General features: G+C 73.3%; 10 protein-coding genes. 6 read left to right on the top strand and 4 right to left on the bottom strand.

The features are described from left to right. The first annotated feature begins 402 nt into the window (after positions 1-402). Positions 403-3549 carry a sacsin N-terminal ATP-binding-like domain-containing protein gene (locus ACZ3KJ_RS17725; protein ID WP_467527911.1) on the top strand — a complete coding sequence of 1049 codons (3147 nt, stop codon included), beginning with the start codon at positions 403-405 and terminating at the stop codon, positions 3547-3549. Between the two features lie 453 nt (positions 3550-4002). Then, positions 4003-4929 (top strand): hypothetical protein, encoded by a 927-nt coding sequence (locus ACZ3KJ_RS17720; RefSeq protein ID WP_467527909.1) that lies wholly within the window; start codon positions 4003-4005, stop codon positions 4927-4929. Positions 4930-5034: 105 nt separating this feature from the next. Here the strand turns inward: ACZ3KJ_RS17720 and ACZ3KJ_RS17715 are convergent, their stop codons facing one another. Beyond that, positions 5035-7401, bottom strand: coding sequence for an HAD-IC family P-type ATPase (locus ACZ3KJ_RS17715; RefSeq protein ID WP_467527907.1), 2367 nt, complete (start codon positions 7399-7401; stop codon positions 5035-5037). 106 nt (positions 7402-7507) lie between these two features. Beyond that, positions 7508-7792: a DUF2530 domain-containing protein gene (locus ACZ3KJ_RS17710; RefSeq protein WP_467527905.1), complete on the bottom strand. Its 285-nt coding sequence runs from the start codon at positions 7790-7792 to the stop codon at positions 7508-7510. Between the two features lie 171 nt (positions 7793-7963). Between ACZ3KJ_RS17710 and ACZ3KJ_RS17705 the strand changes: the two genes are divergently transcribed. Then, the gene (locus ACZ3KJ_RS17705; protein WP_467527903.1) at positions 7964-9415 is read left to right on the top strand and encodes an NCS2 family permease; all 1452 of its coding nucleotides are present in this window, start codon (positions 7964-7966) and stop codon (positions 9413-9415) included. Between the two features lie 92 nt (positions 9416-9507). On the opposite strand, the gene ACZ3KJ_RS17700 is transcribed toward ACZ3KJ_RS17705, so the two are convergent. After that, positions 9508-9690 carry a ribbon-helix-helix protein, CopG family gene (locus ACZ3KJ_RS17700; RefSeq protein ID WP_389521404.1) on the bottom strand — a complete coding sequence of 61 codons (183 nt, stop codon included), beginning with the start codon at positions 9688-9690 and terminating at the stop codon, positions 9508-9510. Between the two features lie 164 nt (positions 9691-9854). On the opposite strand from ACZ3KJ_RS17700, the gene ACZ3KJ_RS17695 reads away from it, so the two are divergent. From ACZ3KJ_RS17695 to thpR, 3 genes are all read left to right on the top strand, one after another. Continuing rightward, positions 9855-10292 (top strand): MarR family winged helix-turn-helix transcriptional regulator, encoded by a 438-nt coding sequence (locus ACZ3KJ_RS17695; protein WP_385070732.1) that lies wholly within the window; start codon positions 9855-9857, stop codon positions 10290-10292. 25 nt (positions 10293-10317) lie between these two features. Continuing rightward, positions 10318-11679 carry an MFS transporter gene (locus ACZ3KJ_RS17690; RefSeq protein ID WP_467527900.1) on the top strand — a complete coding sequence of 454 codons (1362 nt, stop codon included), beginning with the start codon at positions 10318-10320 and terminating at the stop codon, positions 11677-11679. A 175-nt stretch (positions 11680-11854) separates the two neighbouring features. Further along, positions 11855-12427, top strand: a complete 573-nt coding sequence (gene thpR, locus ACZ3KJ_RS17685) for an RNA 2',3'-cyclic phosphodiesterase (protein WP_467527898.1) — start codon at positions 11855-11857, stop codon at positions 12425-12427. 393 nt (positions 12428-12820) lie between these two features. Here the strand turns inward: thpR and ACZ3KJ_RS17680 are convergent, their stop codons facing one another. Continuing rightward, a complete protein-coding gene (locus ACZ3KJ_RS17680) occupies positions 12821-13813 on the bottom strand; it encodes an aldo/keto reductase (protein ID WP_467527896.1) in 993 nt (330 codons plus the stop codon). Positions 13814-13833 lie beyond the last annotated feature (20 nt).

The following is a 13833-nucleotide window of genomic DNA, read 5'->3' as shown; positions in this document are numbered from 1 at the left end:
CGAGGCCCGTCCAGGGCCGAAGCGGGGGTCCGGGGGCGGCAGCCCCCGGGAGGTCGTGCGCGGCACGTCGGTGGGGTGCGCGGGTCCCGGGGCGGCAGCCCGTGGGAGACCGTGCCCGACCGTCGGCCGGGTGCGCGCGGGTCCCGGGGCGGCAGCCCGTGGGAGACCGTGCCCGACCGTCGGCCGGGTGCGCGCGGGTTCCGGGGCGGCAGCCTCGGGAGGCTGTGCGCGGCACGTCGGCCGGGTGCGCGCGGGTCCGGGCGGCGGTCCGAGGGGCGGTCCGTACCCGCCCCGGCCGGGTGCCCGGCGTCAACCCGGCGGGGCGGCAGCCCGAGGCCGACGCGTCGCACTCCCCGGCGCGCGGTACCTTCGAGCCCACGCCGATGAGGAGAGTGAACCGACGTGAGCAAGTTCGTGCGGCCGGCAGCTGAGGGCGCGGACCCCTTCGGTACGGCGCGTCTGCGCCGCGGAGTGCTGGACGCCTGGGCCACCAGCCCCGCCCGTTTCCGGGAGGACGCCAACGCCGAGGAGGACCTGGTCCTCGGCGGCTACCGGGACCGGCTGGTCGTGGAGCTCGCTCAGAACGCCGCCGACGCCGCCGCCAGGGCCGGGGTCCCGGGCCGGCTCCGGCTGACGCTGCGCGAGCAGGTCCTCGTCGCCGCGAACACCGGAGCGCCGCTGGACGCCGCCGGCGTCGAGTCGCTCGCCACCCTGCGCGCCTCCGCCAAGCGCGACACGCAAGCGGTCTCGGTGGGCCGGTTCGGCGTCGGCTTCGCCGCCGTCCTGGCCGTCACCGACGAGCCCGCCGTCGTCGGACGGCACGGCGGGGTCCGCTGGTCCCTGCCGGAGGCCCGCGAACTGGCCTCCGAGACCGCCCGGCACAGCCCCGGCCTGGGCGACGAGATCCGGCGCCGGGACGGGCACGTACCGCTGCTGCGGCTGCCGTTCGCCGCCGAGGGCACCGCGCCGGAGCCGTACGACACCGCCGTCATCCTGCCCCTGCGGGACGCGGCCGCCGCCGATCTCGCCGAGCGGCTCCTCGCGGCCGTCGACGACGCCGTGCTCCTCGCGCTGCCCGGGCTGGAGGAGATCGCGGTGGAGATCGGGGACGCGCCCGCCCGCGTCCTGCGCCGGCACACCGACGGCGCCCTCACCGTCGTGGAGGACTCGCGGGACGGCACGACCCGCTGGCGGACCGCCGGCGGCCACGGCCCCCTCACCCCCGACCTGCTCGCGGACCGGCCGCTGGAGGAGCGGCTGCGGCCGCACTGGTCGGTGACGTGGGCCGTGCCCGTCGACGCCGAGGGGGCGCCCGCCCGCCCGCGGACCACTCCCGTCGTGCACGCGCCGACGCCCAGCGACGAGCCGCTCGGCGTGCCCGCCCTGCTCATCGCCTCCTTCCCCCTGGACACCACCCGCCGCCACGCCGCGCCGGGACCGCTCACCGACTTCCTGGTGCAGCGGGCGGCGGACACGTACGCCGAACTGCTCGCCGACTGGCGGCCGGTGACCGCCGGGGCCGTCGACCTCGTGCCGGGGCCGCTGGGCAAGGGCGAACTGGACGGGGCGCTGCGCCAGGCGATCCTGGAGCGGCTGCCGCGCACCGCCTTCCTGCCGCCCGCCGTACGGCCCGCCGCCGACGACGGCGAACTGCCGGAGGCCCTGCGCCCGCGGGACGCCGAGGTCGTGGAGGGCGCCGGCGCCGACACCGTGCGGGTGCTGGCCGAGGTGCTGCCGACGCTGCTGCCCGCCGGGCTGGAGCGGCGCGTGGAGCTGCGCACCCTCGGGGTGGCCCGCATCCCGCTCGCCGACGCCGTCGACCGGCTGGCCGGGCTGGAGAAGGCCCCGGAGTGGTGGCACCGGCTCTACGAGAGCCTCGCCGGCGTGGACCCCGACCGGCTCTCGGGGCTGCCCGTGCCGCTGGCCGGGGACACCTCCCCGGCGACCGGCGCGGCGCGGACCACGATCGGCCCCCGTCAGGTGCTGCTGCCCACGGCGGAGTCGGCGGGCGTCGACGCCGGCGTCCTCGCCCGGCTCGGCCTGAAGATGGCCCACCCGGACGCCGCCCATCCGCTCCTGGAGAAGCTCGGGGCGCTGCCCGCGACCCCGCGCGCCGTCCTGACCACCCCGCAGGTGCGGGCCGCCGTCGCCGCCTCCCTGGACGACGACGGAGGCGCCTGGGACGAGGACGCCCCGGACGCCGAGGAGCTCGCCGAGACCGTCCTCGCCCTGGTGCGCGACGCCGCTCTGGAGCCCGGCGACGAGCCCTGGCTCGGCGCGCTCGCCCTGCCGGACGAGGACGGCGAGCTCGCCCCGGCCGGTGAACTCGTGCTGCCCGGCAGCCCGTTCGCCCAGGTGATCCGGGAGGGCGAACTGGCCTGCGTGGACGCCGAACTGGCCGAGAGGTGGGGCGAGCAGCCCCTCGCCGCGTGCGGGGTGCTCGCCGACTTCGCGCTCGTCCGCGCCACCGACGTCGTCCTCGACCCCGACGAGCTCGAACCCCGGGAGGGCGACTTCGCCGAGCCCGACGACGCCGGGCTGCTGGACGCGGTCGACGTGTGGTGCGAGGACGTCCTGGACCGCTTCCCGGACACGCCCGTGCCCCCGGTCGCCACCGAGCTGGTCGCCGTCCGCGACCTCGACCTGGTCGACGACGACCGGTGGCCGCAGGCGCTCGCCCTGCTCGCCCAGCCGCCCCTGCGCGACGCCCTGACCCAGCCGGTGCGCATCCTGCTGCCCGACGGCACGCACGAGGTCGTACGGCCCTACACGGCCTGGTGGCTGCGCGGGCACCCGGTGCTCGACGGCCGCCGTCCGGCGGGGCTGCTCGCCTCCGGCGGCGACCCGCTGCTGCGCGGGCTGTACGACGAGGCCGACGCCACCGGCTTCGACGACGAGCAGGTGCTGCGGGCGCTGGGGGTGCGGACGTCCGTGGCGGCCCTGCTCGACGAGCCGGGCGGCGCCGCCGAGCTGCTGGAGCGGCTCGCCGACCCGGAGCGGCCGGTCACCGCGGCCCAGCTGCACGGGCTGTACGGGGCGCTGGCCGAGCTGGACCCGGATCGAGTGACCCTGCCGGACGAGGTGCGGGCCGTCGTCGACGGGCGGGTGGAGGTGGTGGACGCGGCCGACGCGGTCGTCGTGGACTCGCCCGACCTGCTGCCGTTCACCGAGGGCGTCCCGCTGCTGCCCGTGCGTCCCGCGCGGGCCGCCGAGCTGGCCGAGCTGTTCCAGGTGCGGCGGCTGAGCGAGTCCGTGACGGGCGAGGTCGGCTCCGAGGGCACCGAGCACGACGTGCCGGACCCGGTGCGGGTCCTGCTCGGTCCGCGGACGCCGGACACCTACGTCGAGCACGGCGAACTCGTCGTCGACGGCGTGGAGATCGACTGGCGGCTGACGGACGACGGCGTCCTGCACGCCGCCACCCTGGAGGGCGTCGCCGCGGGGCTGGCCTGGGCGGCGGGCCAGTGGCCGCGGCGGTTCGAGGTCGCCGCCCTGCTGGAGGACCCGTCGCGGACGGGCGAACTGGCGCGGGACCGCTGGTTCGACTGACGCCCTTTCACGCGTCCCGCGCAATTCCTCCGTTAAACGTGCAACCGTTCGACGGGGTGGTGAGTCTCATGCGGTGAACCGGCACCACCAGCCGGTTCACCGAGCACTCGGGCCCCTTCGGACACATGCGTCCCGCGGGCCCCTGAACACGGGGGACACCACATGCGCACCCGCACCAGCGTCGCCGCCTCGCGCGGAGCCCACGCCGTCACCGGCCCGGCCGCGATGAGGGCCGCGAGCGGCTTCACCGGCGTCGAGTAGGAGCCCGGGTGCGGACGCCGGGTCCGGGGGCCCGGACGACGGCCCGCTGGGCGGGACCGGCCACGCAGGGCCGTGACCCGTACAACCATTCCCCCGCGTCGAACATCTGATCTTGCGAGCCGACAGGCTCGCGTCCACTCGGGCTCACCGGAGGCACCCTCCCGGACAGCCCCTTCTTCACTTGGGACATGCATGCGCACACGTGCCACCCTGGCCGCCGTCACCGGCGCCCTGGCCCTCTCCGCCCTCGCCGTGCCGGCCGCGCAGGCCGCCGACACCGAGCCGAGCAAGGCCGACTCCTTCGAGGCCGTCCAGGCCGCGCGCGAGGCCGCCTCCGGCCGGACCACCTTCGCCGGCGAGACCGCCGACGAGCCCTACGTCCTCGACGCGAAGTTCTCCGCCGTCAAGGTCAACAACGGCAAGCCGATCGTCGCCGGCACCAGCGGCCGGGTCAGCGTCCCCGTGACCTACACCGTCACGCACTCCGCGGACGTCGACCCCACCGCGGCCGACACCGAGCTGGACGTCGTCCTCTACCGCGGCAGCATCGACAACCCCGCCAACATCCTGTTCGGCGACGACTGGCCGACCTGCACCAACGTCTCGACGACCGTGAGCACCTGCAAGGGCACCGTCGACGTCTACCCGAGCGAGGAGCTGGTCAACGCCGACGCCACCACCTTCAAGGCGCTCGGTTACGTCCTCGACTGGAACGACCAGGACCCGTACACCTCGGACACCATCGACTGGACCAAGGTCGGTTACACCGAGCAGGACGCCCTGACCACCGTCAGGCTCCAGCGCCTGACGAAGCTCACCGTCAACGCCTCCCCGGAGCCGGTGACGAAGGGCAAGACCATCACCGTCACCGGCAAGCTGACCCGCGCGAACTGGGAGAGCGGCACGTACACCGGTTACTCCGGCGTCTACGCGCAGCTCCAGTTCCGCAAGAAGGGCTCCACCACCTACAGCACGGTGAAGAGCGTCAAGACCACCTCGACCGGCGGACTGAGCACCACCGTCAAGGCCTCGGTCGACGGCTACTACCGCTACAGCTTCGTGGGCACCACGACCGCCCCGGCGGTCAAGGCCGCGGGCGACTTCGTCGACGTCCGCTGAAGCGACGTCGGGCAGACTCGGTGAAGTGAAGGGCCCGCACCCCGCAGCCGGCGGGGTGCGGGCCCTTCCGCGTCCGCCCCGGCGTCCGCCCGGCGTCCGCCGCCGTCAGGCGGGCACCCGGCGGTCGACCTGTCTCCAGACGACCTCCAGGGCGACCGCCGCCACGACCGCGACGCCCACCGCCACCCACGGCATCGTCACCCCGACCAGCTTCAGCGCGAAGAAGTCCTGGAGCCACGGGACCACCAGCACCACCAGGAACCCCGCGCCCATCGCGGCCACCAGGGCGATCCGCCACCAGGTGTAGGGGCGGGCGACGATCGCCAGGACCCACAGGGTGATCAGGAACAGCGTGAGCGTCGCGGCGCTCGTCTCGGCGTCCAGCGCCCCCGGCCCGGTGTAGTGGTGCCGGGCGATCAGGTACGTCGCGAAGGTCGCGAGGCCCGCCAGCACCCCGCCCGGCACGGAGTACCGCATCACCCGGCGCACGAAGTGGGGGCGGGCCCGTTCCCGGTTGGGGGCGAGGGCGAGGAAGAAGGCCGGGACGCCGATGGTGAGGGTGGACAGCAGGGTCAGGTGGCGGGGCAGGAACGGGTACTCCACCTGCCAGCACACCACCAGCAGCGCCAGCAGCACCGAGTAGACCGTCTTCACCAGGAAGAGCGTCGCCACGCGGGTGATGTTCCCGATGACCCGCCGGCCCTCCGCCACCACCGACGGCAGGGTGGCGAAGCTGTTGTCCAGCAGCACGATCTGGGCGACGGCCCGGGTCGCCTCGGAGCCGGACCCCATCGCGACGCCGATGTCCGCGTCCTTCAGCGCGAGGACGTCGTTGACGCCGTCCCCGGTCATCGCGACCGTGTGCCCGCGGGACTGGAGGGCGCCGACCATGTCCCGCTTCTGCCGCGGGGTGACCCGGCCGAACACGGTGGCCTCGTCCAGGGCCCGCCCCATGCCGTCCCGCTCGGCGGGCAGCCGGCGCGCGTCGACCGTCCGGGCGTCGAGCCCCAGCTTGGCGGCGACCGCGCCGACCGAGACCGCGTTGTCGCCGGAGATCACCTTGGCGTGGACGTCCTGCTCGGCGAAGTAGCGCAGGGTGTCGGCGGCGTCCGGGCGCAGCCGCTGCTCCAGGACGACGAGGGCGGTGGCGCGGGCGCCGCGGGCGACCTCGTCGTCATCGAGGTCACGGGCGGCGCGGGCGAGCAGCAGCACCCGCAGGCCCTGCTCGTTGAGCCGCTCGGTCTCGGTGAGGGCGGGGTCGTCGTCGGGCAGCAGCACGTCGGGTGCGCCGAGCAGCCAGGTGCTGGTCTCGCCGCCGCCCTCGCTGAAGGTGGCGCCGCTGTACTTGCGGGCGGAGGAGAAGGGCAGCGACTCGGTGCAGCGCCAGTCGTCGCTGTCCGGGCAGGCGTCGATGATCGCCTGGAGGGAGGCGTTGGGGCGCGGATCGGACTCGCCGAGCGCGCCCAGCACCTGCCGTACGTAGGCGTCGTCGCTGCCGTCGAGGCGGCGGACCTCGGTGACGTCCATGCCGCCCTCGGTGAGGGTGCCCGTCTTGTCCAGGCAGACGGTGTCGACGCGGGCGAGGCCCTCGATGGCCGGGAGTTCCTGGACGAGGCACTGCTTGCGGCCGAGGCGGATCACGCCGATGGCGAAGGCGACGGAGGTGAGGAGGACCAGCCCCTCCGGGACCATCGGGACGATCCCGCCGACCGTGCGGGCGACGGAGTCCTTGAGGTCGTTGCCCTGCACGACGAGCTGGGTGACGACCAGGCCGATCGCGGCCGGCAGCATCATCCACGTCACGTACTTGAGGATCGTGGAGATGCCGGAGCGCAGCTCGGAGTGGACGAGGGTGAAGCGGGACGCCTCCTCGGCGAGCTGGGCGGCGTAGGCCTCGCGGCCGACCTTGGTGGCCCGGAAGGCGCCGCCCCCGGCGACGACGAAGCTGCCGGACATCACGGTGTCGCCGTGGCGTTTGACGACGGGGTCGGCCTCGCCGGTGAGCAGCGACTCGTCGATCTCCAGGCCGTCGGCCTCCGTGCAGACGCCGTCCACCACGATCTTGTCGCCGGGCCCGATCTCGACGATGTCGTCCAGGACGAGGGCGGAGGTGGCGACCTCGGCGGCGACCCCGTCACGGCGGACGGTCGGCCGGGCCTCGCCGATCACCGCCAGGGAGTCGAGGGTCTGCTTCGCCCGCCACTCCTGGATGATCCCGATGGCGGTGTTGGCGAGGATCACGAACCCGAAGAGGCCGTCCTGGATCGGCGCCACGACCAGCATGACCAGCCAGAGCACGCCGATGATCGCGTTGAAGCGGGTGAGGACGTTGGCGCGGACGATCTCGCCGACGGTGCGGCTGCTGCGCACGGGGACGTCGTTGACCTGACCGCGCGCGACGCGCTCCGCGACCTCGGCACTGGTGAGCCCGGTCGCCGTGCGGGCCGGGGCGGCGGCGTCGGTAGGGGGCATGGAATCGACGGTACGTGCGGATCCGGGTGTTCACCCGCCGGATGCCCGGAAGATCCGACCTCGGGAGGAGGGCCGTCGTGCGGTGGTACTACGCGGCCTGCTCGGCCTACTCGGCCCCGGACGTCTCCTTCGGGGCCGCGGCGCCCCGGGCGGCCGCGCTCTTGAGGGCCGCGTCCCGGCGGCGGACGTACCAGACGCCGATCAGCCCGAGGCCCCCGCCGGCCAGGCAGGTCCACAGCCACCACAGGTGGCCGTGGTCGTCGAACCAGCCGTAGAAGGGGAGCTGGACGAGGAAGAGGGCGAACCAGAGGATCGTGCCGCCGGTGATGGTGGCGACCACGGGCCCCTCCAGGGGCTCCGGCGCCTCGTGCCTCGGTGTCCACTTCGCCATGTCCACAGCTTACGAGGCGCGGGGGCCGGGCCCGTGGCGCGCCGGGGTCTACGCGCGGAGATAGCGATCACGGTCTCATATGTTCATACTGAAACCGTTTGTGCCTGTCCACTTATGTTCGTAGGAAGCGCCAAAGCGGCTGGGGGAAGTCCGCTGGTGATGAGGTTCCGCATGTCCACCTCGGCCCCCGCCAAGGTTCCCACGCCCGAAGGCCCGGGCGGCGCGTCCGCGTACGGCGCGCTCGACCGGTACTTCCGCATCTCCGAGCGGGGCAGCTCCCTCGCCCGTGAGGTGCGCGGCGGTTTCGCCACCTTCTTCGCGATGGCGTACATCATCGTGCTCAACCCGATCATTCTCGGCAGCGCGAAGGACATGTACGGGCATCAGCTCGACAACGGCCAGCTGGTCACCGCGACCTGTCTGACCGCCGCGTTCACCACGCTGCTGATGGGCGTCATCGGCAACGTGCCGATCGCGCTGGCCGCCGGTCTGGGCGTGAACTCCGTGGTCGCGCTCCAGCTCGCGCCCCGCATGTCCTGGGCGGACGCGATGGGCATGGTGGTGCTGGCCGGTTTCGTGGTCATGCTGCTGGTCGCCACCGGTCTGCGCGAGCGCGTCATGAACGCCGTGCCGTTCGGGCTGCGCAAGGCCATCTCGATCGGTATCGGCCTGTTCATCATGCTGATCGGGCTCGTGGACTCCGGGTTCGTCACCCGGATGCCGGACGCCGCCCAGACCACCGTCCCGCTCCAGCTCGGCGCCGACGGCCACCTCAACGGCTGGCCGGTCCTGATCTTCATCCTCGGCGCGCTGCTCACCCTGGCCCTGATCGTCCGCAAGGTGCCCGGCGCGATCCTGATCTCGATCGTCGCCATGACCGTCCTGGCGATGGTCGTCAACGCCGTCGCCACGGTGCCGTCCTGGGGCCTCACCGTCCCGGAGTGGCCCGGCAACCCCGTCGCCACCCCCGACTTCGGTCTGATCGGCGAGGTCAGCCTCTTCGGCGGGTTCTCGAAGGTCGGCGTGCTGACCGGGATCCTCTTCGTCTTCACCGTGCTGCTGTCGTGCTTCTTCGACGCGATGGGCACGATCATGGGCGTCAGCGACGAGGCCAAGCTGACGGACGCGCAGGGCCAGATGCCGGGCATCAACAAGGTCCTCTTCGTCGACGGTCTCGCCGTCGCCGCCGGCGGCGCCAGTTCCTCCTCCGCCACCACCGCCTTCGTGGAGTCCACGGCCGGCGTCGGCGAGGGCGCCCGCACCGGCTTCGCGAACCTCGTCACCGGCGGTCTCTTCGCCGTCGCCCTCTTCCTGACCCCCGTCGCCACGATGGTCCCGTCCCAGGCCGCCACCCCCGCCCTGCTCGCGGTCGGCTTCCTGATCCTGGCGAACTCCGTCAAGGACATCGACTGGGCGGACTACACCATCGCCGTCCCGGCCTTCATCACCATGGTGATGATGCCGTTCACCTACTCGATCACCAACGGCATCGGCATGGGCTTCATCACCTTCGTGGTGCTGCGCCTGGCGGCCGGGCGGGGCCGGGAGGTCCCGGCGGCGCTGTACGCGGTCTCGGCCGTGTTCGCCTTCTACTACCTGATGCCGGCCCTCGGCCTCACCTGAGCCTGACGCCGGCCCCCGGGCCCGCGCGGGCCCGGTGACGGGCCGCCGGGTCGGTGCCGCGGGGTCGGTGCCGCCGGGTCGGTGCCGCGGGATCAGGTGAGCCCGTAGAACTTCTCCGTCTCCTCGACGGCGGTCTGGAACCGTTCGTCGAAGTCACCCCGAATGAGCGTCCGGACGACATAGTCCTGGACGCTCATTCCCCGTTTGGCGGCGTGGTGCCGGAGCCGTTCGAGCAGGTCGTGGTCTATTCGCAGGCTGAGCACACTGGTCCCCATGGGTACGAGGGTCGCGGCCCGGTTCCGCCCGGTGGGTGGCGTTCCGCACTCCTATCACCCGTACGAGTGACTTCCGGCGGTGGCTGAGAATGAGTGGCGGGCGTCACGGGCAAAGGGCGTCCCCGCGGTGGTCCTTAGCGAGGGTAATGAGTTACGCTAAAGACATGCCGGACCTTAGCCATGGCGACGACGCGGCCGCCGTGAACTCCCTGCGCTCCGCCGTGATGCGGCTGTCCCGTCGGCTCAAGCACCAGCGGGTCGACGAGTCGCTGAGCCCGACCGAGATGTCGGTGCTCGGCACCCTGTCCCTCTGCGGCAGCGCCACCCCGGGTGAGCTCGCCCGCAAGGAGCATGTGCAGCCGCCCTCGATGACTCGTATCGTCGCCCTGCTGGAGGCCAAGGGCCTGGTCCGGCTGGAGCCGCACCCGGAGGACCGGCGGCAGAAGGTCGTCACCAAGACCGAGCAGGCCGAGACCATGCTCGAGGAGAGCCGCCGCAAGCGGAACGCGTTCCTCGCCACCCTGGTCGACGGCCTCGACGAGGACGAGTGGGCCAAGCTGCGCGCAGCCGCCCCCGTGCTGGAGAAGCTCGCACATCTGTAAGCAGTTCACGAGGAGGCGAACCCTTTTGAGTACGGGATCCGGAGCAGACTCCGCCCCCGCACCGACCACCCACGATTCCCCGCCCGCTCCCGACGCCCCCCGCAAGTCCTCGATGTTCGCCGCCCTGAAGGTCAGGAACTACCGCCTGTTCTTCGGCGGCCAGGTCGTCTCCAACATCGGCACCTGGATGCAGCGCATCGCCCAGGACTGGCTGGTGCTCAGCCTCACCGGCTCCGCCACCGCCGTCGGCGTCACCACGGCGCTTCAGTTCCTGCCGATGCTGCTGTTCGGCCTGTACGGCGGTGTCCTCGTCGACCGGCTGCCCAAGCGCCGCACCCTGCTCGGGACCCAGTCCGCGATGGCCGTCACCGGCATCGCGCTCGCGCTGCTCACCCTCTCCGGGCACGTGGAGGTCTGGCACGTCTACGTCGCCGCCTTCGCCGTCGGTCTCGCGACCGTCCTGGACAACCCGGCCCGCCAGTCCTTCGTCAGCGAGATGGTCGGCCCGGATCAGCTCCAGAACGCGGTGAGCCTGAACGCCGCGAACTTCCAGTCCGCCCGTCTCGTCGGCCCCGCCGTCGCCGGCGTGATGATCACCGGCGTGGGCACGGGCTGGGCGTTCCTCTTCAACGGCCTGTCCTTCGTCGCGCCCATCGCCGGCCTGCTGCTGATGCGCGCCCGCGAGCTGCACGTCGTCCAGCGGGCGCCGCGCGGCAAGGGCCAGCTGCGGGAGGGCCTGCGGTACGTCGCCGGGCGCCCGGATCTGACCTGGACGATCGTCCTGGTCGGGTTCGTCGGCACCTTCGGCTTCAACTTCCCCGTCTACCTCTCCGCCTTCGCCGACGACGTCTTCCACGCGGGCGCGGGCTCCTACAGCCTCTTCAACACGCTCATGGCGGTCGGCTCGGTGGCCGGCGCGCTGCTCGCGGCCCGGCGCGGCACGGCCCGCATGCGCGTGCTGATCGCCGCGGCGGTCGCCTTCGGAGCGATGGAGCTGGTGGCCGCCGTGGCGCCTTCGCTGTGGCTGTTCGCCCTGCTCATGGCCCCGATCGGCATGTTCGGCATGACGATCAACGTCACCGCGAACACCAGCATCCAGATGGGCACCGACCCGGCCATGCGCGGCCGTGTCATGGCGCTGTACATGATGGTCTTCCTGGGCGGTTCGCCGGTGGGCGCGCCGATCGCCGGCTGGATCACCGACGCGTACGGCGTCCGGGCCGGTCTGGCGGTGGGCGGCGCGATCGCCGCGCTCGCGGCCGCGGCCATCGGCCTGGTCCTGGCCCGGGTGGGCAACCTCCGCCTGACGGTGGGCTGGCGCCGCGGCCACCCGACGGTGCGGTTCGAACCCCGGGGGCGGCGAGAGGAACTGGCGGCGGTGGCCTGACCGGCGGGGCCTGACCGGTGGCGGCCTGACCGGCGGGGGCCTGACCGGCGGGGCGTCAGGCCCGGGGGAACCGGTCGGTCCCGTGGGCGGGCGCGGCCGCGCGGTCCCACGATACGGACGGTGACCGGACACGTCCGGGCGCGTGGCGGGGGTCACGTCGGCTCACACTGGCTCCATGAGACTTTTCGCCGCCGTCCTGCCCCCGCGGGCCGTCACGGACGAACTCGCCGCCGAGGTGGCCGTGCTGCGGAGGCTGCCGGGGGCGGGTGAGCTGCGCTGGACCGGCCTGCCCGGCTGGCACTTCACGCTCGCCTTCTACGGCGAGGTCGACGAGGACGTCGTACCGGAGCTGTCGGCGCGGCTGGAGCGGGCCGCGCGGCGCAGCGCGCCGTTCGAGCTGGCGTTGCGGGGCGGCGGGCAGTTCGGGCGCGGGCGGGCCCTGTGGACGGGGGCGGCGGGGGAGGTCGCCGCGCTGCGGCTGCTGGCCGGCCGGGCGGAGGCGGCGGCCCGCAAGGCCGGCCTGGACCTGGGGGAGCCCCGGCGCTACCAGGCCCATCTGACGCTGGCCCGCAGCCGGGACGCCGTCGACGTCCGGCCGTACGTCGAGGCGCTGCGCGCCTTCGCCGGCCGGACGTGGACGGTGGAGGAGCTGGTGCTCGTCCGCAGCCGGCTGCCCCGGTCCGGGGTGCCGGGCGAACAGCCCCGCTATGAGCCGGTCGGGCGCTGGGCGCTCGGTGGCGACCGTTAGGCTCGAAGGGTGGACCCGAAGACCCGTAACCGGATCATGGCCGGTGTGCTCGTGCTGATGTTCGTCGTGGTGGCGGTGGCGGCGGCGCTCGGAAAGTAGGCGCTCCGCTGGGGGCGCGGTGTGTGCGTCGGTCGTCGGCTGCGGGCCGGTGGGGGGCTGGTCGCGCAGTTCCCCGCGCCCCTGGTGGGTGTGCCCTTGTGGTGTTGCCGGGCTGGGGCTGCCGGGGGCGGGGGTGGTGCGTCGTTGGTCGGCTGCGGGCCGGTGGGGGTTGGTCGCGCAGTTCCCCGCGCCCCTGGCGGGGTGTGGCCTTGCGGTGTTGCCGGGTGCGCCCCTGGCGGGGTGTGGCCTTGCGGTGTTGCCGGGTGCGCCCCTGGCGGGGTGTCCCTGGCGGGGTTACCAGGCGAAGGCCTCCGGGGACGGGCCCGGGCCCGGGAAGATGTCGTTCAGGTCGGTGAGGAGTTCCTGGGTGAGGTCGAGGTCGACCGCGCGGACGGCGGAGGCGAGCTGGTCGGCGGTGCGCGGGCCGACGATCGGGCCGGTCACGCCGGGGCGGGTGAGCAGCCAGGCGAGAGCGACCTCACCGGGTTCGAGAGCGTGCTTGTCGAGCAGATCCTCGTACGCCTGGATCTGGGCGCGTGCGGTGGGGTCGGCGAGGGTGGCGGCGGCCCGGCCACCGGTCCGGCGTCCGACCTCGGCCTCCTTCTTGATGACCCCGCCGAGCAGCCCGCCGTGCAGCGGCGACCAGGGGATGACGCCGAGCCCGTACTCCTGCGCGGCCGGGATGACCTCCATCTCGGCGCGCCGCTCGGCGAGGTTGTAGAGGCACTGCTCGCTGACGAGGCCGATCGTCCCGTGCCGGCGGCCGGCGATCTCGTTGGCCTGGGCGATCTTGTACCCGGGGAAGTTGGAGGATCCGGCGTAGAGGATCTTCCCCTGCTGCACCAGCACGTCGATCGCCTGCCAGATCTCCTCGAAGGGAGTGGCGCGGTCGACGTGGTGGAACTGGTAGAGATCGATGTAGTCCGTCCGCAGCCGCTTGAGGCTGGCGTCGACGGCCCGTCGGATGTTCAGCGCGGAGAGCTTGTCGTGGTTGGGCCACGCCTCCCCGTCGGCGGCCATGTTGCCGTACCCCTTGGTGGCGAGGACGACCTTGTCGCGCCGGTCGCCGCCCTGCGCGAACCAGTTGCCGATGATCTCCTCGGTGCGGCCCTTGTTCTCGCCCCACCCGTAGACGTTGGCCGTGTCGAAGAAGTTGAGGCCGGCGTCCAGCGCCGCGTCCATGATGGCGTGGCTGTCGGCCTCGTCCGTCTGGGGGCCGAAGTTCATGGTCCCGAGGACCAGTCGGCTGACCTTGAGTCCGGTGCGTCCGAGCTGCGTGTACTTCATGGAAGCCCAGCCAACGGCTT

It is taken from the genome of Streptomyces sp. NPDC003248, assembly GCF_055563235.1.
The sequence above is the reverse complement of the archived record's forward strand: the minus strand, read 5'-3'. Positions and strand labels throughout refer to the sequence as shown.

What these genes read in the sequence shown, in the direction of transcription:
- ACZ3KJ_RS17705 (WP_467527903.1), top strand. Translation starts at nt 7,964, where the DNA reads ATGTCCACCTCGGCCCCCGCCAAGGTTCCCACGCCCGAAGGCCCGGGC.
- thpR (WP_467527898.1), top strand. Translation starts at nt 11,855, where the DNA reads ATGAGACTTTTCGCCGCCGTCCTGCCCCCGCGGGCCGTCACGGACGAA.
- ACZ3KJ_RS17680 (WP_467527896.1), bottom strand. Translation starts at nt 13,813, where the DNA reads ATGAAGTACACGCAGCTCGGACGCACCGGACTCAAGGTCAGCCGACTG.
- ACZ3KJ_RS17715 (WP_467527907.1), bottom strand. Translation starts at nt 7,401, where the DNA reads ATGCCCCCTACCGACGCCGCCGCCCCGGCCCGCACGGCGACCGGGCTC.
- ACZ3KJ_RS17710 (WP_467527905.1), bottom strand. Translation starts at nt 7,792, where the DNA reads ATGGCGAAGTGGACACCGAGGCACGAGGCGCCGGAGCCCCTGGAGGGG.
- ACZ3KJ_RS17695 (WP_385070732.1), top strand. Translation starts at nt 9,855, where the DNA reads ATGCCGGACCTTAGCCATGGCGACGACGCGGCCGCCGTGAACTCCCTG.
- ACZ3KJ_RS17720 (WP_467527909.1), top strand. Translation starts at nt 4,003, where the DNA reads ATGCGCACACGTGCCACCCTGGCCGCCGTCACCGGCGCCCTGGCCCTC.
- ACZ3KJ_RS17700 (WP_389521404.1), bottom strand. Translation starts at nt 9,690, where the DNA reads ATGGGGACCAGTGTGCTCAGCCTGCGAATAGACCACGACCTGCTCGAA.